The sequence below is a fragment of the Ochrobactrum sp. SFR4 genome (assembly GCF_019730395.1).
Lineage (GTDB): Bacteria > Pseudomonadota > Alphaproteobacteria > Rhizobiales > Rhizobiaceae > Pseudochrobactrum.
Map to the genome: position 1 here is coordinate 250,255 of NZ_JAAPBB010000005.1, position 20,972 is coordinate 271,226.

General features: G+C 53.0%; 18 protein-coding genes. 1 reads left to right on the plus strand and 17 read right to left on the minus strand.

Annotated elements, in window-relative coordinates; genetic code table 11:
* Positions 1-51 precede the first annotated feature (51 nt).
* The 15 genes from truB to HBA93_RS08790 form a co-directional block, all read right to left on the minus strand.
* Entirely contained in the window at positions 52-1,026 is a 975-nt protein-coding gene (gene truB, locus HBA93_RS08720) for a tRNA pseudouridine(55) synthase TruB (RefSeq protein ID WP_221723006.1), read from the minus strand.
* Positions 1,026-1,469, minus strand: a complete 444-nt coding sequence (rbfA, locus tag HBA93_RS08725) for a 30S ribosome-binding factor RbfA (RefSeq protein ID WP_022711341.1) — start codon at positions 1,467-1,469, stop codon at positions 1,026-1,028. The genes truB and rbfA overlap by 1 nt, the downstream gene beginning before the upstream one ends.
* A gap of 227 nt (positions 1,470-1,696) precedes the next feature.
* The gene (gene infB, locus HBA93_RS08730; RefSeq protein WP_221723007.1) at positions 1,697-4,705 is read right to left on the minus strand and encodes a translation initiation factor IF-2; all 3,009 of its coding nucleotides are present in this window, start codon (positions 4,703-4,705) and stop codon (positions 1,697-1,699) included.
* Positions 4,702-5,355 carry an RNA-binding protein gene (locus tag HBA93_RS08735; protein WP_221723008.1) on the minus strand — a complete coding sequence of 218 codons (654 nt, stop codon included), beginning with the start codon at positions 5,353-5,355 and terminating at the stop codon, positions 4,702-4,704. The genes infB and HBA93_RS08735 overlap by 4 nt, the downstream gene beginning before the upstream one ends.
* Before the next feature lie 251 nt (positions 5,356-5,606).
* On the minus strand, positions 5,607-7,220 hold the full coding sequence (nusA, locus tag HBA93_RS08740) for a transcription termination factor NusA (protein ID WP_121992089.1): 1,614 nt from the start codon (positions 7,218-7,220) through the stop codon (positions 5,607-5,609).
* Positions 7,221-7,327: 107 nt separating this feature from the next.
* Positions 7,328-8,005 (minus strand): ribosome maturation factor RimP, encoded by a 678-nt coding sequence (gene rimP, locus HBA93_RS08745; protein ID WP_122093271.1) that lies wholly within the window; start codon positions 8,003-8,005, stop codon positions 7,328-7,330.
* Between the two features lie 178 nt (positions 8,006-8,183).
* The gene (trmB, locus tag HBA93_RS08750; protein ID WP_121992294.1) at positions 8,184-8,900 is read right to left on the minus strand and encodes a tRNA (guanine(46)-N(7))-methyltransferase TrmB; all 717 of its coding nucleotides are present in this window, start codon (positions 8,898-8,900) and stop codon (positions 8,184-8,186) included.
* A gap of 194 nt (positions 8,901-9,094) precedes the next feature.
* The gene (metK, locus tag HBA93_RS08755; RefSeq protein WP_121992087.1) at positions 9,095-10,360 is read right to left on the minus strand and encodes a methionine adenosyltransferase; all 1,266 of its coding nucleotides are present in this window, start codon (positions 10,358-10,360) and stop codon (positions 9,095-9,097) included.
* Positions 10,361-10,747: 387 nt separating this feature from the next.
* A complete protein-coding gene (locus HBA93_RS08760) occupies positions 10,748-11,161 on the minus strand; it encodes a helix-turn-helix domain-containing protein (protein ID WP_121992086.1) in 414 nt (137 codons plus the stop codon).
* 139 nt (positions 11,162-11,300) lie between these two features.
* Positions 11,301-12,902: an apolipoprotein N-acyltransferase gene (gene lnt / locus HBA93_RS08765; RefSeq protein ID WP_502910063.1), complete on the minus strand. Its 1,602-nt coding sequence runs from the start codon at positions 12,900-12,902 to the stop codon at positions 11,301-11,303.
* A 243-nt stretch (positions 12,903-13,145) separates the two neighbouring features.
* Positions 13,146-14,183 carry a hemolysin family protein gene (locus HBA93_RS08770; RefSeq protein WP_221723009.1) on the minus strand — a complete coding sequence of 346 codons (1,038 nt, stop codon included), beginning with the start codon at positions 14,181-14,183 and terminating at the stop codon, positions 13,146-13,148.
* Between the two features lie 2 nt (positions 14,184-14,185).
* Positions 14,186-14,695: an rRNA maturation RNase YbeY gene (ybeY, locus tag HBA93_RS08775; RefSeq protein WP_121992083.1), complete on the minus strand. Its 510-nt coding sequence runs from the start codon at positions 14,693-14,695 to the stop codon at positions 14,186-14,188.
* Between the two features lie 93 nt (positions 14,696-14,788).
* The gene (locus HBA93_RS08780) at positions 14,789-15,829 is read right to left on the minus strand and encodes a PhoH family protein (protein ID WP_221723058.1); all 1,041 of its coding nucleotides are present in this window, start codon (positions 15,827-15,829) and stop codon (positions 14,789-14,791) included.
* A 356-nt stretch (positions 15,830-16,185) separates the two neighbouring features.
* Entirely contained in the window at positions 16,186-17,613 is a 1,428-nt protein-coding gene (gene miaB, locus HBA93_RS08785; RefSeq protein WP_121992082.1) for a tRNA (N6-isopentenyl adenosine(37)-C2)-methylthiotransferase MiaB, read from the minus strand.
* Between the two features lie 203 nt (positions 17,614-17,816).
* Positions 17,817-18,470, minus strand: coding sequence for an SH3 domain-containing protein (locus HBA93_RS08790; protein ID WP_353619332.1), 654 nt, complete (start codon positions 18,468-18,470; stop codon positions 17,817-17,819).
* Between the two features lie 214 nt (positions 18,471-18,684).
* Here HBA93_RS08790 and HBA93_RS08795 point away from each other — a divergent pair, with 214 nt between their 5' ends.
* Positions 18,685-19,686 carry a 2-hydroxyacid dehydrogenase gene (locus HBA93_RS08795; protein WP_116088692.1) on the plus strand — a complete coding sequence of 334 codons (1,002 nt, stop codon included), beginning with the start codon at positions 18,685-18,687 and terminating at the stop codon, positions 19,684-19,686.
* A gap of 50 nt (positions 19,687-19,736) precedes the next feature.
* Here HBA93_RS08795 and HBA93_RS08800 read toward each other — a convergent pair whose 3' ends face one another.
* Both HBA93_RS08800 and HBA93_RS08805 read right to left on the minus strand, forming a co-directional pair.
* Positions 19,737-20,597 (minus strand): C40 family peptidase, encoded by an 861-nt coding sequence (locus HBA93_RS08800; RefSeq protein ID WP_221723010.1) that lies wholly within the window; start codon positions 20,595-20,597, stop codon positions 19,737-19,739.
* The gene (locus HBA93_RS08805) at positions 20,594-20,944 is read right to left on the minus strand and encodes a MarR family transcriptional regulator (RefSeq protein WP_075653991.1); all 351 of its coding nucleotides are present in this window, start codon (positions 20,942-20,944) and stop codon (positions 20,594-20,596) included. Before HBA93_RS08805 ends, HBA93_RS08800 begins: the two co-directional genes overlap by 4 nt.
* Between the last annotated feature and the right edge of the window lie 28 nt (positions 20,945-20,972).

The following is a 20,972-nucleotide window of genomic DNA, read 5'->3' on the forward strand; positions in this document are numbered from 1 at the left end:
AGCCTGCAATGCAGGCTTTTTAATAAAATGCGCTAAGCTGTAATTGCTCGATTAATAAGTGAAAACGCGCTTCGGTTTGAACATACCTTGTTCAATGTAACCGATAGCCAGCAAACGGTTTTTGTAATTGGCACAAACCTCATCGGATTCCAGCGGTGCATCGCGACCGCGTAAGATGACCGGATTACCCATGCGCACACGGTGAGCCTGATCGTCGGACAAGGCAACCTGCACCAGATCTTCCAGTGCGGCACCGGTATCAATGATAAAATCATCAAGGGCTGAGAAATCACGCGGTGCAACAGGCGCAGGTTCTGCATCTTCATCATCTGATTTCGGCGGCAGCGGCGGCCATGCGGCTTCAAGCTCTGCAAGCGTTACGAAATCATCTTCGTTGAAAGGCGCAACTTCCAGACGGCGCAGTTCCGCAATATGACCGAGGCAGCCGAGATCACGCCCCATATCGCGGGCGAGCGAGCGCACATAAGTGCCTTTACCGCATTCAACTTCAAAAACGGCCTGTCCGGCTTCGTTGATCTCAACCAGTTCAAGCTGAAAAATCTCGACTTCACGGGAAGGAATGGCAACTGTTTCACCACCACGTGCCAGATCATAGGCACGTTCACCGTCAATTTTAATGGCGGAGAATTGCGGCGGGGTTTGCTGAATAGTACCGATATAATTTGGCAGAAGCGCCAGAATATCGTCTTCTGTGGGACGCTTATCAGAGGTTTTGGTGACAGGGCCTTCCAGATCATCCGTCGAGCGTTCTTCGCCCCAGGTCACGGTGAAGGAATAGATTTTCGTGCCGTCCATCACGTAAGGTACGGTTTTGGTGGCTTCGCCCAGAGCAATCGGCAACATGCCGGAAGCAAGCGGATCAAGCGTACCGGCATGGCCGGCTTTTTCAGCACTGAAAAGCCATTTGATTTTGGAAACGGCCTCGGTCGAGCCCATGCCTTTCGGCTTGTCAAAAATCACCCATCCGGAAACCGGACGGCCTTTTTTCTTTCCTCTGCGTGCCATCAGCCGTTATTCTCGTTATCTTTATGTGTTTCTGTGTCGGATTCATCGCTGTCATCCTGCTGCAAATCACGTGCAACTTCCGGCGAACGCAGCAGGGCATCAATCTTGGCAAAATTGTCGAAACTGGTATCCGGCCGGAAGCGGAATTCCGGCATATATTTCATCTGACGCAATTGCGGTGCAACGCGACCACGCAAAAACTTTGCATGGCTTGCCAGTGCTTTAATAACAGTCTGCACATCTGTATTGCCGACGATGCTGATAAAGCATGTCGCAATTTTCAAGTCAGGCGACATGCGCACTTCGGTGATGGAAACTACGGTATTATTCAGAACATCGTCACGGATTTCGCCGCGTGACAGCACCTGAGCCACGGCATGACGAACCTGCTCGCCGACGCGCAACTGACGCTGTGATGGTCCTGTGGAAGAAAAACGGGACATGGGGACTCCAAAATCTGAGCCAAATATCGGTCGGCAACTGTACAAATTGCATGATTGCGGAAAAGCCTGCGCGGCTTTCATCCTGTTCACAACCAGACTGATACAGCCTGACAATTATGACAATGCGGCCAATTAAAAATTCAGAGCGGCACTATGTCGGAAGATGAGTGTAAACCGCCCGAGAAATGAAGCAGCGGCAGTTCTGATGACTGCCGCTGCTTTGCTGATTACAGCGTACGCGTGATCATCTCAACGCGGAACGCTTCGATGATGTCGCCTGCGCGTACATCTTCGTAGTTTTCAAATGCCATACCGCATTCCTGACCCATCGGCACTTCGGCAACTTCGTCCTTGAAGCGCTTGAGTGTCTTGAGCTTGCCTTCGTGGATAACCACGTTGTCGCGGATAAGGCGTACACCGGCGCCACGCTCGACTTTACCGTCAACAACACGGCAACCGGCAACTTTACCGACTTTGGTGATGTTGAAGACTTCGAGAATTTCAGCGTTACCGATGAAGGTTTCACGACGTTCTGGCGGCAGAAGACCGGACATCGCTGCTTTCACATCATCAATCAGATCATAGATGATGTTGTAGTAGCGGATTTCGATACCCTGCTGTTCGGCTGCATCACGAGCCTGTTTATTGGCGCGGACGTTGAAACCGATGATGGCAGCATTTGATGCTTCAGCCAGCGAGATATCGCTTTCTGTGATACCACCGGCACCCGAATGAACGATACGTGCGCGGACTTCATCAGTGCCGAGTTTGTCGAGAGAAGCGATAATCGCTTCAACCGAACCCTGCACGTCACCCTTGATAACCAGCGGGAACTCTTTGAGACCGCTCGACTGCAGATTAGACATCATCTGCTCAAGGGAGCCACGCGAGCCTGCCTGACGGGCAACGGCCTTATCGCGGGCAAGACGCTGACGGTATTCAGAAATTTCGCGCGCCTTTGCTTCGTTGGCAACAACCGCAAAGCGGTCACCAGCCTGCGGAGTGCCGGACAGACCGAGAATTTCCACCGGCATTGCAGGGGATGCTTCTTTCACATGGTCGCCATGGTCATTGACGAGGGCGCGAACGCGACCCCATGCACTGCCGGCGATGATGATCTCGCCCGGATGCAATGTACCTTTCTGAACCAGAACGGTTGCAACCGCACCGCGACCGCGGTCAAGCTGAGCTTCAATAACCACACCTTCAGCTGTACGCTCAGGATCGGCTTTAAGATCAAGAATTTCAGCCTGCAACAGAACGGCTTCAAGCAGCTTGTCGAGGTTGATTTTGTTCTTGGCGGAAACTTCCACATCAAGCACTTCACCGCCCATGGTTTCCACAAACACATCGTGCTGCAGCAGGGCATTGCGTACTTTTTGCGGATCAGCAGTCGGCTTGTCGATCTTGTTGATCGCCACGATGATCGGAACACCGGCCGCTTTGGCGTGGTTGATCGATTCAATCGTCTGCGGCATCACGCTGTCATCAGCGGCAACCACCAGAATGGCGATATCGGTTGCCTGCGCACCACGGGCACGCATCTGCGTAAAGGCGGCGTGACCAGGCGTATCGATAAAGGTGATTTTCTGGCCGTTCTGTTCAACCTGATAAGCACCGATATGCTGGGTAATACCACCGGCTTCACCCGAGACCACATTTGCCTGACGAATTGCATCGAGCAACGAGGTTTTACCATGGTCAACGTGACCCATAATGGTAACAACCGGCGGACGCGGCAGCATTGCAGCAAGGTTATCTTCTACGTTGAAGATACCTTCTTCAACGTCGGATTCCGCAACGCGCTTCACTGTGTGGCCGAATTCTTCCGCGATCAGCTGTGCCAGATCGGAATCGATCACATCGCCCGGCTTCATCATCTGACCCTGTTTCATCAGGTATTTGATGATGTCAACGGCACGTTCCGTCATACGCTGTGCCAGTTCCTGAATGGTAATGGTTTCAGGAATAGTCACTTCACGGGAGATCTTTTCACGGACTTCCTGCATCTGCGAGCGCTTGAACTTTTCCTGACGGCGGCGCATTGCCGAAAGCGAACGCGAACGGCCTTCGTCTTCCAGATTGCTGTTCAGGGTCAGTTTGCCGCGACGGCGATCTTCTTCAGCTTTGGTTGGCTTTGTAGCGCGCACTTCCGGTTTCGCAGGCACGTTACGACGTACGCCTGCACCACGACGATCATCATCATCATCATTCTGCGGCTTGCGGTTCAGAACCTGCTGGGTCGGTTTTTTGTCGGCCAGCGGTGCTTCAGCATTAATATCGCGCGGGGCAGGTGCGCCGCCGGTGCGGTTGTAGCCACCCTGATTTGGACGGTTCTGACCGGCAGGGCCACGGTTCTGGCCGCCGGAGCGATCACCCGCCGAACGATCACCTGAAGGACGCTCACCGCCAGGGCGTGCAGCAGCCGGACGCACAGGTGCAGCCGGTTCGCGCTTGCGTGCTTCAGCCTCAGCTTTAGCCTTGGCTTCAGCTTCTGCCTTGCGGCGTGCATCTTCTTCAGCCTGACGGCGTTCAGATTCCAGACGCTCGATTTCACGGCGCTTTTCTTCTTCCGCGCGGCGGATAGCTTCTGCTTCAGCGCGTTTGCGGTCTTCCGCATCACGGATTACCGCATCCTGAAGGGCGCGGCGACGTGCATCCATTTCCGAAGAGGACAGGGTGTTCAACACCATGCCCGGACGGTCATTGGAACGGTTGCGCTGTTCATTGCGGCCACCCGGACGGGAACCCTGCGGCTTGTTATAGCCACCACCGGCCGGACGATTGCCCGCAGGGGTGCCCGGACGGGCAGCAGCAGGCGCTGCAGGCTTAGGTGCAACAGGTTTAGCAACTGCGGCTTCAGCAGGCTTGGCAGCCTGCGGAGCAACCGGTGCGCTTTCTGTTTTTGCAACAGGCGCAGCAGTTTCTGTAACAGGCGCAGGCTTAGGCGCATCTGCAATCACGGCCGGCTTTTCAGCAACCGGAGCAGGAGCAGCTTGTGCCGGTGTCGGAGCCGGTGCAACTGGCTGAACAGGAGCCGGAGCGGCTGCAGCTTCAGGTTTTTCGTCAGGACGGGTAAACTTGCGTTTTTTCGTCTCAACAACAACCGACTTGCTGCGTCCGTGGCTGAAATTTTGCCGTACAGTGCTCTGTTCGACTCCTGGCCGCTTGATGGTCAGCGTCTTTTTTGTGTCGACGCTCAGCGTCTTGTCGTCGTTTGAATTACTGTCGCTCATTCCGATTCCGTTTCCTTTGCAGCAGTGGCTGCCAGATTTTCCAAGTTCGCTGCGCTCTCGCCGCGATATTTATGCAGCTGAAGCGCCCGCGTGACGAACCCGGTTGCTGCCGTTCCTTCAATCACGGCGGCATGTATTACATTTCCGCCGCCAAATGCCAAATCCATTTCATCCCCTGTAAAAAGGGAATAGGCTTTTATATCTGTTCCGGTTGCCATCTTCCTCGCATGACGCGCCTGATCCAGCTTTCGGATGCCGTCGGGAGCCGCTGTTGTCGCATGAAGCACCATTATAACGCGACCGATACGCACAGCAGAATCAACTTTCGCCGATCCTGTCACCACAGCCCCGGACTTTCTGGCCAGTGCTAGACTGCCCAGCGCGGATTTTGTCAATAGCCTGTCGACCAGAGAGCCTAAATCCGCCGGCACCGAAACTTGCGTTTTCAGTGCGCGGGGCAGCAGTTTGCGTTTAACCGCTTCATCAACAATATGCCGTTCTGCTTTAATCCAGCATCCGCGTCCGGGTAAATTGCGCTTCAGATCCGGTACAACACTACCGTCGGGTGCAGCCACAAACCGGATGAGATCTACAGCCGGGCCGCTCTCGCGCGTAACAATACAGGTCCTGTCGTTTTTATCCGGTTTCAACCAGAACTCCACTTCGCTCGAAAACAGCGCCGGTGGAGAGGAACTGTTTTCTACTTTAATATGAGTGCAAGGGCAAGAAGCCCTGCAATATGTGTGCGCAAGACAGCCGTAAACCGAGCGGTTCCGGCTGTATGCAGTTTGTCGGAATACAGGCCTGTATCAAAAAAACTGACACAGGCATTATTTCCGGTAGAGAGCCGATGCGCGGACATCAAAATCCGCCCGCGCGAGCGGCAGTTGCAAGATGCTGATTAAGCATCTGCCTGCTCTTCATCATCGCCTGCCGAAGCCAGTTCATTGGCGGCTTCTTCCAGCTGATCTTCTGTAATCCAGCCTGCTTTAAGGCGGGCTGAGAGAACCATCTGTTCCGCGTCTGTGCGGGAAACTTCAAACGGTGTCAGAACACCGGCATGAGTAACAGTTTCACCGTCTTTACGCTCGCGCCAGCCCACGAGATCATCCACCGCATAACCGGCAAAATCATCCATGGTCTTCACGCCGTCTTCACCGACTGCAACAAGCATTGCACTGGTCAGACCCGGTACATCGCGCAGTTCGTCGCTGACGCCCAGTTCGAGACGACGGTCATTCAGATCGCTTTCGAGACGATCCAGATATTCTTTCGCGCGATCCTGAATTTCAGCAGCAGTATCAGCATCGAAACCATCGATCGAAGCGATTTCGTCGCTTTCGACATAGGCGATTTCTTCAACCGAACCGAAACCTTCGGAAGCCAGAACCTGACCAACCATTTCATCCACATTCAGCGCTTCCATGAACAGGGCAGAGCGTTCTGTGAATTCTTTCTGGCGGCGTTCGGATTCTTCGTTTTCCGTCATGATATCGATGTCCCAGCCGGTCAGCTGCGAGGCAAGGCGCACATTCTGACCGCGACGGCCGATGGCCAGCGACAGCTGATCGTCAGGCACAACAACTTCGATACGTTCTGCATCTTCATCCAGAACAACCTTGGCCACTTCAGCAGGCTGCAAGGCGTTAACGATGAAAGTCGCTGCATCCGGCGACCAAGGAATAATGTCGATCTTTTCGCCCTGCAATTCGCCGACAACGGCCTGAACGCGGGAACCGCGCATACCAACGCAGGCGCCGACAGGATCAATCGAGCTGTCACGGGACACAACGGCCATTTTGGCGCGCGAACCCGGATCACGGGCAACCGATTTGATTTCAATAATGCCGTCGTAGATTTCCGGCACTTCCATGGTGAAGAGTTTCGCCATGAACTGCGGATGGGTACGCGACAGGAAAACCTGCGGGCCGCGCTGTTCGCGACGGACATCATAAACATAAGCGCGGATGCGGTCGCCGTAGCGGAATGCTTCACGCGGGATCAGTTCGTCACGGCGGACAATGGCTTCACCGCGGCCGAGATCAACAACCACGTTACCGTATTCAACGCGCTTGACAGTGCCGTTGATGATTTCACCCAGACGGTCTTTGAATTCATCATACTGGCGGTCACGCTCGGCTTCGCGCACTTTCTGCACGATAACCTGTTTGGCGGACTGGGCAGCAATACGGCCGAAATCCATTGGCGGCAGCTGGTCGGCAAGGAAATCACCGATCTGCGCATCCGGATTGCGTTCACGTGCGGATTCCAGAGCGATCTGTGTGGCGTAATCTTCTACAGTTTCAACCACTTCAAGCAGGCGCTGCAGCTTGATTTCACCGCTCTTGGAATTGATATCCGCGCGGATATTAGTTTCCAGACCATAACGGGAGCGGGCAGCTTTCTGAATGGCATCGGCCATCGCTGCAATCACGATCTCGCGGTCGATGGATTTTTCGCGCGCAACCGCATCAGCGATCTGAAGAAGCTCTAGCCTGTTTGCACTGACTGCCATTGGTCTCTCCTTGGTGCAGCACCCGTTTTTTGCTTCTGGGTGCAAAAGCTTTTTTGTTTTGTCGCATTATCATGACAAGCAAATGAAGTCATTCGCCTGAGAAATGCTTAGTTGTCTTTATCACTCTCCGGAGCATCGGCATTGCCGCTGTCCAGATTGATTTCATCACTCAATTCGTCGCCCGGAATACGACCTTCGCGCAGAGCTTTGTCTTTGCGCAGCGCATCACGGATCAGATCATCAGTCAGGATCAGTCTTGCGTCAGCGATCAGCTCAAAAGGAATTGTGGTCTGAGCTTCCGCGCCGTAAGTGGCCTGATCGGTTTCGAGAGTGACAGTTTCATCTTCAACCTTGATGATGCGGCCGCGGAATTTTTTGCGGTTGTCATGCAGCATCGAGGTTTCAAGTTTAGCAATATGACCCTGCCAGTTGGAAAAGTCAGATTTGCGCACCATCGGACGGTCAATGCCCGGTGAGGAAATTTCAAGGTGATATTTGCCGTCAATCGGATCTTCAACATCGAGAACCGGAGAAACGGTGCGGCTGACAATTTCGCAATCTTCAACGGTCATGGTGCCGTCCGGACGCTCAGCCATAATCTGCAGGGTGAGGCCGTTGAGGCCGGAAAGACGCACGCGCACAAGACGGAAACCCGCAGCATTAATCGCAGGTTCGATCAGCGATGCCACTTTTGCATCAATACCCGTTTCACGGATAATGCGTGGTTCATCCTGTGTCGCGTCAAGCGCTGTAATGATCTGGTCCTGTTGTGTCTGTTCGTTCACCCTGTATTCCTTAAAATACGTGCAATAGGATTTCCGGCGGCAGTTTGCTCAGTTTTCAGTGTGTACCAAACAAAAAAGAGCGGGACCGGTGGGACCCACTCTTGTTCTACCGACCAAGAATTTGAGGCAACTATACAGAAAAAAGCCGCCTGTGACAAGCCTTGTCCTTGAGGAGGAATTATCGCCTGATAAAGGTGAGGTAAGCCGCTTTGCGGCCTTCACGGAAAGCTTTGGCTTCATAGCGTGTACCCGGCCATGCTTCATAAGGCGTGTGCCAATCGGCGGCACTTTGTGCCTGCCATTCAAATGCACCATGGTCGTGGCAATGCTGCAGAGTCCAGTTGACATAGGTGTCAATGTCGGACGCAAAGCGGAACAAAGCTCCGGGCTTCAGCACGCGGGCGAAGCGGCTGAGGTTTTTCTGGCTGACAAAACGGCGTTTCCAATGTTTCTTTTTCGGCCACGGATCAGGATAGAACAGATCAATGCCGTCAAGTGAGGCATCCGGCAGCCAGTCGAGTACCAGCGTTGCATCGTCATCGTAGAGACGCAGGTTCGGCAGCGGATTGGCATCCTGTGCGCCAAGCATTTTCGCCATACCATTAACGAAAGGCTCAACGCCGATAAAACCGGCTTCCGGTTTGCGGGTGGCTTCATGCACCAGATGCTCGCCGCCGCCGAAACCGATTTCCATACGCACTTTTGAAACATCGGCCATAAACAGCGTGCGCAGATCCTGCGGTGCAGGGCTCAGAAGATCAAGTTTGAGCTGCGGCAGCAGGTCTTCGCGCAGAAAACGCTGATGCGGACGCAAAGGTTTGCCGTTACGGCGGCCATAAAAAGCTTCCGTCGCACGTGAGCCGCGTGGCTGTTGTTCAGAGGACTCTGCGCTCATGGCTTCATCCTTGAGGTCACAGTTGCGTTCAGTATCAGGCATCGGCACGTTTCTTTATGGTTCAGATAATCGGAATAAGCCGCTTTACACATAATCAGCGACGGAAAGTCTACTGATTTTTGTGTGGCTGTTAAAGAAACAGGGCACCATGAGAGAAACATGGTGCCCTGAAATCCAGAATATTGAGAATGAAATCATACCTTAAGCGCAGCTTTCAGTGCTTTGACCAGATCTGTCTTTTCCCATGAGAAAGAGCCGTCGCGACCGGCTTTGCGGCCGAAATGGCCATAAGATGCGGTCTTGGCATAGATCGGCTTGTTAAGGTCGAGATGTTTGCGGATACCGGTCGGGGACAGATCCATCACCTGACGCAGCGCGGTTTCCACATCGCTCTCGGCAACTTTGCCGGTGCCGTGCAGGTCAACATAGACCGAGAGCGGCTGGGCTACGCCGATCGCATAGGACAGCTGAATGGTGCAGCGGTCCGCAAGACCGGCAGCAATCACATTCTTGGCCAGATAACGCGCGGCATAGGCGGCTGAACGGTCAACTTTGGTAGTGTCCTTGCCCGAAAATGCGCCGCCGCCATGCGGAGCCGCACCGCCGTAAGTATCCACAATGATCTTACGTCCGGTCAGGCCGGCATCACCATCCGGCCCGCCGATGACGAATTTACCGGTCGGGTTGATGTACCAGTTGCAATTTGCAGCAACCGGCAGATCGCCGAGGGCTTCGCGGATCACAGGTTCAACAACCTGACGGACTTTTGCGGAATCCCATGAGGCATCCAGATGCTGGGTCGACAACACAATCTGTGTGACTTCCGCAGGCTTGCCATCGGCATAGCGCACAGTAACCTGACTTTTTGCGTCAGGGCCGAGCTTGCCATAATCGCCTTCGCCTTTGTGGCGGGCAGCAGAAAGCAGCTCAAGAATTTTATGGGCATAATAGATAGGCGCCGGCATCAGATCCGGTGTTTCACGGCAGGCATAACCGAACATAATGCCCTGATCGCCCGCACCTTCTTCCCCCTGACGGTCGGCAGCATTATCGACGCCCTGCGCAATATCCGCAGATTGCGGATGCAGCAGCACGTCGATTTTCACATTGCGCCAGTTGAAGCCGTCCTGCTCATAGCCGATTTCACGGATAGCTTTACGTGCAGCGGAACGGAAGCGGGAAGGGTTGATCTGCTTATGACCTTTGGCGTCGAGCAGAATTTCACCGGCTTTGTCTTTTTTCAGGAAAGTGTCCGGTACACGCACTTCACCGGCAATCACCACGCGGTTGGTGGTGGCAAGGGTTTCACAGGCAATACGTACAGACCACGGATCAACACCGGTTTTACGTGCTTCCTTGTAGATCATGTCTACGATTTCATCGGAAATACGATCGCAAACCTTATCCGGATGACCTTCGGATACTGATTCACTGGTGAAAAGATATGAACTGCGTGACACGGGAAACCCCTCTTGAAAATCTGCGGAGCATTGTACTCTCCGGAGAAACAGTTGCTTTCAGCAATGTGCATTTCTGCGCACAAACTGCTGATAATTCATTGCGCGCCGTTTTCAAGCCGTCTCAGGCCGCTTTCAGAAAAGCCTGTCCGTTACGGAATGAAGGTGAAGCAATCGCTCTATAAAGAAATCAGACGTTATTTGCGCGTATAATCAGCACGAAATGACAAGATATACAACTATCTGCATGTGTTTATGTGCGAGATTTAGCGCAAGAAGCTGCCAACCTGTCGCATTAAGCACCTGCTATAATGCAACAAAACAATGAGATAGGTCAGTTTCAGGGATTCTTTTTATGAGTTTCACTCTGATTGTGAACTGCTCTGGGTGTTACTCATCATCATTGGCAAGTGTTTTTACCAGATCAATGATTTTGCGGCGCACTTTCGGATCGGTGATTTTTGTAAAATAACGTGTGAGCTGCACACCTTCACTCGTGTGAAGAAAATCAACAACATAAGTTGTTTCATTGTCTTCGGCAAAGCCGCCATTCTGCTGTCCGGCTTGTTCCGGTGCATCTTCAAAAAAGAAGGCAACAGGTACACTCAGAATGGATGAAATTGCTTGCAGGCGGCTGGCACCGACGCGGTTGGTGCCTTTTTCATATTTTTGAATTTGCTGAAAGGTAATGCCTAGATTTTCCCCGAGTTTTTCCTGACTGAGGCCAAGCATGTTCCGTCGCAACCGGATGCGGCTGCCCACATGAACATCAATGGGATTGGGTTTTTTTTTATTCTCAGTCATTCACAAATGCTCCTCGCTTATGCGAGCTTTTCTTGATGAAAAATGGTTTGCTTAAATCAGCATATTTTTCGAAGAATTATAGGGTTCATCTGAAATTTCATCAGTTTCATGTGTATATCATAACATCAAAAATATGATGTCAACCGAAACGCTCGGTACGGATGGCATGTAAACCACATGAAATTACGAGCAAGATGAACAGAAGTGTGAAGAACTGTGTTTCTCCTGCCGGTTTGCGCCAGAAGCCTGTCGCTTTTGGCGGCAGACGACCGTCAATAATTCCGACTTCATTCAGATTCAGGTGTTGAGTGATTCGACCATAGGAATCAGTAATTGCTGAAATACCGTTATTGGCAGCACGTAACAAAGGCAGTCCCTGTTCCACGGCGCGTAATTGTGCCTGCCGGAAATGCTGATAGGGCCCAGGTGTATTACCATACCATGCGTCATTGGTGATATTGATGATCGCATCAACGCTTTTACCCTGATAGCCAAGTTCGGAAGGGAAAATTGCTTCATAGCAGATCAGCGGCAGCAGTGTGAGTTTCGGACTGATATTCATGGAGTGACGCGCGGGTGCTGCGGTAAAGCCGCCTGGTAATTCCACCACTTCCTGCATACCCAAAGATCGCAACAGGCCTTCCAGCGGCAGATACTCGCCGAATGGTACAAGATGAACCTTGTCGGCAGTTGCGGAAACCTGACCGGCGGCATTCACCGCGAAAATACTGTTATAATAAGCGGAGAGATCTTCTCCCTCACCGCGCACCGCTCCGGCCAGCAGCATTTGATTCGGGTGAAGTGCCTTGCCGATGGCGCTCAACGCTTCTTCGACCTGTGGCAGCACATAGGGAACAGAGGTTTCCGGCCAGATAATCACATCAGGCACCGGCTGGCCATTGGCTGGCGGGCGGGTGCTGAGATCAAGATGCTTGTCGAAAATCGCGCGGCGCAGCTGATTATCCCATTTGGCATCCTGCGCAATGGAAGCCTGTACCAGGCGGATAACGGGTGCATCTGCGGTTTGCTCTGACAATGCCGGTGCCTGCTGCAAACGCCATGCGCCATAGCCGGCATGGGCAATCAGCAGGGCACAAGCGATAATTAATCCGCTGCGCCAGCCATAGCGCTGACGTTTATCGCCAAACAATAGAGCGGGCATGGCGAAAATCACCACAGCCAGAATATTCATACCATAGAGGCCGGTAATGGTGACTGATTGCATCAGCAGCGGCGTCGGCATCAGCATATAGCCGAGCGCATTCCACGGAAAACCGGTGAGAATAAAGGCGCGCAGCCATTCTGTAATACCGAGTGCGATGGCCAGCACCAGAATACGGATGAGGCCGGCACCCCAGAATATCCGTGCAAGCGCGGCAGCAAAGGCGAAGAAAAATGCCAGAAAAGCAGGCAGGCCGAGAATAGCTAACGGTAATGCCCAGGCGAAGTTTTCTGCATCGACCAGCAATGCCATGCCGATCCACCAGAGACCGGCGAGAAAATAGCCGAAACCAAACAACCAGCCGGTGCGAAAAGCGGGGAGCAGGCGCCTCCATCCGGTTGCGGTTGCTGTTCCCGAACTGTCAATCAACAGCACCAGCAGCGGAAAGCCGATAAATCCTGCGGGCAAAAAATCAAACGGCGGCAATGCCAGCGTGACACTTGCACCGGCGAGAATGGTCAGGAGCGCTCTACGCCAGCCGGAGAGGTTTTCAGTCAGGCGGAGATAAAGGCTGCTCACTATATTTGGTCTCTCAATGGGATAAGGCTGTAAGTATAAAGTGTAGAGCGACCTTTGCGTGCCCGAAAGGGCACACGGCGCTCTACTTAGTTTATGAGCCGAAGATTAAGAAAAACTGAGAAGAGAATACAGCGAAAAAAACACCGCCGGTTGCGGCGGTGTTTTAATAGATTGTGATGCTGTTTAGAGCATAATTTTAAAGTGTCAGAGCGAGTTTTGCGCGCCGATGGGGCGCTCGGCGCTTTAACCTTGGAAATAATCCCCGTTTCGCGGTGTGATGCGCACTTTATGGATGCGTCGTGAATCGGCTTCCAGCACTTCCAGCTCGTAGGCAGGCAACACATCAATAATCGCACCGGTTTCGGGAATATGATCCAGTGCCGAGATGATAAGACCGCCGAGCGTATCCACATCTTCACTGTCTTCACCCTGCGTAAAGCCTACGCCGATCAGCTGTTCCAGCTCTTCCAGTTCCGCACGGGCATCGACGGTATAGGAGCCGTCCGGATTGCGGATCAGGGACAATTCCTCGTCGTCATGCTCGTCTTCGATATCGCCGACAACCATTTCAACAATGTCTTCCAGCGAGACGAGGCCGTCTGTGCCGCCATATTCGTCGATCACCAGCGCCATCTGAATATGGCTTGCCTGCATACGCGCCATCAGGGTGCTTGCCAGCATGGAGGAAGGCACGAACAGCACCTTGCGCATCAGGTTCAGTTCATTGATCGGTGTTGTGAGATCAATTTTGGACAGATCATAGCGCTTGGCAGCGGCCGGCTGTTCCGAACCGGCAGGCTGTTGCCTGCTCATGCGGGTGATGTAGTTGAGAACATCGCGGATATGGATCATGCCGCGCGCATCATCTAGCGTCTCAACATAAACCGGCATACGGGAATGGCCAGAGGACTCAAACAGTTCCAGCAGCTCACCCAGCGGAGTTGAATATTCAATCGCTTCAATATCGGCGCGGCTGATCATCACGTCATCGACGCGAAGCTCCCGCAGGCGCAGAATATTGTTGAGCATTGCTTTTTCTTCGGCAGAAAAAGCTGTGTCACCGCCTGTATCATCGGACAGGGCATCCGTCAGATCTTCGCGGATCGAGCTGGTCTGGCGCGATCGGAGAAACGGAAATAGTCCGGAAAGGAGTGAGCGTTTTTCAGATCCTGCCGCTCGTGCAGGATTTTGCCCCGTACTCTGCGCTTCCGGATCGTTCTGGGAAACCGCGTCGCTGTGAACAGCGCCCGTTGAAGAATTGTGATTAGTCTGATCAGCCATGGTCAATCGTTTTCATTATCAGTTGAATGTACAGTATAAGGATCAGGTATGGCAAGAGCATGAAGAATTTCGCGCTCCAGTCCCTCCATTTCCTCTGCTTCCTCATCGTCTTCATGATCGTAACCAAGCAGATGCAGCAAGCCATGCACGATCATGTGATGCAGGTGCTGATTAAAGCTTTTGTTTTCTTCAATAGCTTCGCGTTCGACAGTTTCCCGCGCAATAATAATATCGCCGAGCATTGGCCCCGGAGCATCGCCCGGTGCTATGTCAAAGGCCGGAAAAGACAGCACATTGGTGGCTTTGTCTTTATTACGCCATTGCGCATTAATAGTGCGGATCGAGGCATCGTCAGTCAGAACAAGGCTGAGCTCGGTCTCTTGCTGCGGCAGCTCAAGCCGCGCCCACACGGCATCAACGCAGGATCGGGCAAGTATTTCATAGGTTTCAGTGTCGTCTCCCAAAGAGGTTTCCCAAAGAGGGCTTTCAATGAGGATGTCGATTGTAATCATTTTTATTTCATGAACCGGTTTATTGTTAAGACAACAGCCCGCCTGAAAAAAGACGGGCTGTTGTAAAAGTCAGGTTGTAATCTAAGAGCCTATTTAGGTTACCGGCGGCGTGTTTTCACCCTCGGTAACGCTGTCTTTATGATGCTTCAGCGTTCTGGCAGCGCCGCGCTTTTCATAGGCACGGACAATGGCCGCAACCATCGGATGACGCACAACATCTTTGTCGCTGAAGCGTACGGTGATAATATTCTCAACATCACCCAGAATTTCCAGCGCTTCCACAAGGCCGGATTTCTGACCGGCGGGCAGATCGATCTGGCTCGGATCACCGGTGACAATCATGCGCGAACCTTCACCCAGACGGGTCAGGAACATTTTCATCTGCATGGATGTGGTGTTCTGCGCCTCGTCAAGAATAACAGCCGCATGTGCCAGTGTGCGCCCGCGCATGAAGGCCAGAGGTGCAATTTCAATCACACCGGCAGCCAATGCCCGCTCCACTTTATCCGCAGGGATCATGTCATAAAGCGCATCATAGAGCGGTCGCAGATAGGGATCGACCTTCTCTTTCATGTCCCCCGGCAAAAAGCCAAGCCGCTCACCGGCTTCAACAGCAGGGCGTGACAATACAATCCGCTCTACCAGTCCGCGCTCCAGCAGCATGGCCGCATGGGCAACAGCGAGATAGGTTTTGCCGGTACCGGCAGGGCCGGTGCCAAATACCAGTTCCGAGCGCTCCATCGCGCGCATATAGGCATCCTGCGTCGGCGTGCGGGCAAAGATGGTCTTTTTGCGTGTGGAGATTTGTGCCGCGGAAAGGCGGGTTTTGGTTTCAAGGGTCGGCAGGCTCAGCTGGTCATCACGCACCGGCGTTGCAGTTGCAGCCATACGCAAGGCACCATCGACATCGGATTTGCTCAGATCGTGACCTTTTTGCAAAAGCGAATAGAGGTGATCCAGTGCCATCCGCGCCTGTGCTGTGGCAGTTGCTTCACCGCGCAGGATCAGCTGATTGCCTTTGGAGCGGACATCGACACCAAGTTTTTGCTCAATATAAGCGAGATTCTCGTCGAATTGGCCAAACAACGCACTCGCCAGCCGGTTGCTGTCAAAATCGAGGACTATATGAGCCATATCAGAAGCGCCATCCTGCAGGGCAGGGATTGTGGTGGCGGGTTTTTTCAGTTCTTTGCTAACCTGTTTGCCCGTGGTGACGTTCAACCGGCTCTCCTTGATTGCGGTTTAGCTTTACATTTAAACTGTCGGAGCGTCCTTTGTACGAAAAGGCGCTGATCCGCCGTGACGGATCATATCTGACACGATTATGGTACAGATTAATGACACTGTCACGCGGGAAAGCAGAGCCGGCCAAAGGCCGGCGTTATTTAGAGCGGTTTCAGTTAAAATTGACGTTTGAAACCGCTCTAAATTTTTTTTGTTTTTACGCATTATCCTGCGCAAAACCGCTTCGCACTTTTGCTGGAAATGCTTTAAGCTAATTTTTCGGCGACAAGGCTGTTGGTGCCGGTGGAATTGACACGTACGCGGATTATATCGCCGACTTCACCCGGATTATTTTCAATGATTACCGGAATAAGCCATGGCGAGCGGCCGATCATCTGCCCTTCAAGACGTCCCGGTTTTTCAAGCAGAACATCCATTTCCGTACCGACAAGACTATCCTGAAAAGCATATTGCTGTTCACTGAGCAGCGCCTGCAAACGCTGCAGACGTTCATCTTTGACGGATTCTTCCACATGATCCGGCAAGTCGGCACCGGGAGTACCCGGACGGGATGAATATTTGAACGAATAGGCCTGCGCATAACCCACTTCGCGCACCAGTCGCATCGTGTCTTCAAAATCCTCATCGGTTTCACCAGGGAAGCCGACAATGAAGTCGCCGGACAGTGCCAGATCAGGGCGCACGGAACGGATACGTTCGATGAGGCGGATATAATCCTCGCCTTTATGTTTGCGGTTCATCGCTTTCAGAATGCGGTCGGAACCGGCCTGCACGGGCAGATGCAGATAAGGCATCAGAATATCGAGATCGCGATGAGCATTGATCAGCGCATCATCCATGTCGCGCGGATGGCTGGTCGTATAACGCAGACGGGCAATGCCCGGAATTTCCGCTAAGCGATAGAGCAGTTCTCCCAAGCCCCATTCGCGGCCGTCATCGCCCGCGCCGTGCCAGCCGTTGACATTCTGGCCAAGCAGGGTCAGTTCACGCACACCAGCCTGAACCAGCTTTGTCGCTTCATTGATAATCTGGGCAACGGAGCGCGAAACCTCTGAACCGCGTGTGTAAGGCACAACGCAGAAGGTGCAGAATTTATCGCAGCCTTCCTGCACCGTCAGAAATGCGGAAACACCACGCTTGCGTACCTGTTCGCGGCTTGCAAGCGGCAGATGTTCAAACTTGTCTTCCACGGCATATTCAGTATCGACGACCTGACGGCCTTCACGTACCTGAGCGAGTGCCTGCGGCAAACGGTGATAAGTCTGCGGGCCGACCACAAGGTCAACAGTCGGTGAGCGGCGCAGAATTTCATCGCCTTCAGCCTGTGCCACACAACCGGCAACACCGATAATCAGATCTTTGCCGTCCGCCTGACGCTTATTTTTCAAATTACGCAGGCGACCCAGCGCGGAATAAAGTTTTTCGGAGGCTTTTTCGCGGATGTGGCAGGTATTGAGCAAAACCATATCCGCATCATCGGGGCTATCTGTGGTGACATAGCCTTCTGCGGCCAGACTGTCGGCCATGCGCTGGCTGTCATAGACATTCATCTGGCAGCCATAGGTTTTGACAAAAACCTTGCGGCTATTGGCCAGATTATTACCGGAGGCAGTGACATTTAATGGAGTGTCAGAGGCCGGATGATGCGGGTTGGGTGCTGTTTGATCCTTCATGGCGCGGCTTTTACCGCTTTTCCCTTAGCTTGAGAAGGGGACAGATGCGCGCAAAACACCATGAAAGACCAGATATTCTAAAAGCGGATCAAGGCTCCGGTCAGAGCGCCGTGTGTCAGACTTGGCACACAAAGGTCGCTCTAACACTTTAAAATTAGAGCATAATTTTACCTTAAACTGATCCAAGTTTAAGGAATTATGCTCTAGTCAAAAACCTCATCCGGATAGGCACCCCAGATTTTTCCCTGACGGATCCAGCCGCGTGTGCCCTGTGTTTCGAGCTGACACCACTGGCCGGTGCATTCACGGATATTGGCGATTAGGCCTGCTTCAGCACGGGCAATAACGCGGGATGTGTCGCTGGCGCTGGCATAAAGATCAATCACATTATCCGCCTTACCGCGCTCCCACGGAGCAACGATAGCAGTGCGCTTGCCGGCCAGTAGTGATTGATAAACCCAGCCTTCTGTGCCGTCAGCGTCGCGGATGCGGCGCCAGTTGTCATATTCCTGAATGATCTCAACCGGCAGTCCGGATTTGGTATAAAGCCATGAAACCGCATAATCGCGCCCCGGACCGACGCGAATATTCACGCGGGCAGGCTTCAGGCTGACAAAACGCGGGATCGGTAAACCGCTTGGCCCCAGATTGGCAGATGAGGCCGCTTCTTTACTCGGCGCATCTTCACCGGAAGGGCCTTCTTCCGCGGAAGAGGCTTCCGCTCCTTCAGAAGTGTCCTGTGCATAGGCATTATGCGTGCCGGATAAAGGTGACAGCAGAAACAGGCAGGAAAACAGGCCTATAGCCAGTAACAGACAAAAATTTGATTTTTCTGTTTTATGCATATGCTGTTTCATTCGCAGTCCTGACCGGCTTATATTCTGGTATAGTTGTCCCGACGGTTTGCAAGATTGGTCTGTAAGATCAATATGACGTTAGGAGACCAGAACCGGCGCTTTTTCTTTGTCTTTGTTCGTCTGCCTTGCTAGACAGTGTATGAACCATGACAATGCCGCACTCTGCACCTTCTTGGTTAAGGAGGTCTCAACGCGACACATCAAAGGGGTAGAAATGTCGGGCAAAAAGAAACCATTGGTCGTCATTACCCGGAAATTACCGGATCCTGTTGAAACGCGCATGCGCGAATTGTTTGATGCGCGCCTGAATATTGATGACCATAAAATGTCGCGTGAAGAACTGGCTGCGGCCATGCGCGAGGCCGATGTGCTGGTACCGACGATTCGCGATGTGATTGATGCGGAACTGATTGAGCAAGCAGGCCCCAATCTGAAACTGATCGCCAATTTCGGCAATGGTGTGGACAATGTGGATGTAACTGCTGCTGCAAAGCGCGGTATCGCTGTGACCAATACCCCGAATGTTCTGACAGAAGATACTGCGGATATGGCGATGGGGCTGATTCTGTCTGTGCCGCGTCGTCTTGTGCAGGGTGCAAATGTGTTTTCCACTTCCGGTGAATGGCCGGGCTGGTCGCCGACATGGATGCTTGGCCGGCGCATTTGGGGCAAGCGCCTTGGTATTGTCGGCATGGGGCGCATCGGCACCGCTGTTGCACGCCGTGCCAAAGCTTTTGGCCTTGCTATCCATTACCACAACCGCAAGCGGGTTCATGCGGCAGTTGAGGAAGAGCTGGAAGCGACTTATTGGGACAGTCTCGATCAGATGCTGGCACGGATGGATATTATTTCTGTCAACTGCCCGTCAACACCGGCAACATTTCATCTGCTTTCAGCGCGTCGCATCGAGCTGATGCAGCCAAATGCTTATCTGGTGAATACGTCTCGCGGCGAGATTGTCGATGAAAATGCGCTGATCCATCAGATTGAGCAGGGCAAGCTCGCCGGTGCCGGTCTTGATGTGTTTGAACAGCATCCGGCAGTTGATCCGCGCTTGCTGAAACTGGCTTCAGAGGGCAAAGTCGTAATGCTACCGCATATGGGTTCTGCCACGCTGGAAGGGCGCATTGATATGGGCGATAAAGTGATCGTCAATATCCGCGCCTTCTGGGACGGTCATCGCACACCGGACCGCGTATTGCCGCCAAAGGTTTGAAATATTGAGCTTACAAAAAAGCCGCCGGAAATTCCGGCGGCTTTTTTATTTTATGGGCGGCGGAAGTGAGAAGGTAAATCGTAAAGATACGCAATTCGCTCAATCGCTTCACGCAGCGGCTCATAGGCTACAGTCATGGTATGGCCATTGGCATGGATCATCATGTCGGGGCTAGCCATAATCGCCACATGACCCGGCCAGAACACCAGATCGCCGCGCTGCAGATTGGCATAATCATCACCGGCATCAATCACATCACCCAGATGATCGCCCTGCATATCGGAATCGCGCAATACATCGCGCCCTGCATCAAGCATGGCAAGCTGCACCAGACCGGAACAGTCAATACCGAAGCCGGACGTACCGCCCCAGAGATAAGGCGTGTTAATCAGGCTTTCGGCTGTGGTGACATAATCGGCAACAGTCTCGTTGATCGCCCGCAGATGCTTGGCGAATATCGCTGTACCATCCGGCAACATGCCGTAATGGCTACCACGGTTTTCAACAAATTCGGTGATCTCAACGACTGAGCCGAGCGACAGAGTCGATGTGTGACGAAAACGCAGATCAGCACCGGAATAGATGAAAGTGCGCGGCACACAGATACGGTGGGTTGGTTTATTGCCAATTTCACCCAGTTCGCTATCGGGCATATAGCCGACATAGCCGTCGCGTACAGCTTGCACCCAGCTCCAGCCATTGGCCTGCTCAAAAACGGTGACTTCATCGCCATAGAGAATCTGGCTCTGCGGGCCGCTGTTAAGTTCAGGCTTGCTGCGCAGATCGCTGACGGGAACGATTACACGTTTGCGCTTGCCTTCTGTGAAGGCCGCGGCATCGACTTTTCCGCGTAAAGCACTATCCGCCAGATCGGGGCGATAGGCGTGGAGACGACGGTCAGGCTGGGTCATAAAGGTAATTCCCTGGATTTTGCAATAACGCGGTCACCCAGTCTTTCAACATAGAGCGCACCGCTGACAGTTCGTTTAATCAGAACATTACGCAGATCCTGCGGATCGCGATGACGGCTGACCAGCCCCATCGTGCCCATCGTATCCAGCGCACGGGTAATAACAGGTTTAGTCACGCCAAGACGTGCAGCCAGCGCACGTACTGTATGGGGCGGTGTTTCAAGATAGATTGTCAGCAGAATGGCCATTTGCCGCCATGTCAGGTCATGGGTTTCGTCACGCACCTGCGACAGGGAAACGGTCTGTAATAACGTCAGCGCCTGTAGTGGTTTTAACTCGACAGCCATGAATACCGCTTACCTAATAGAGAGGCCT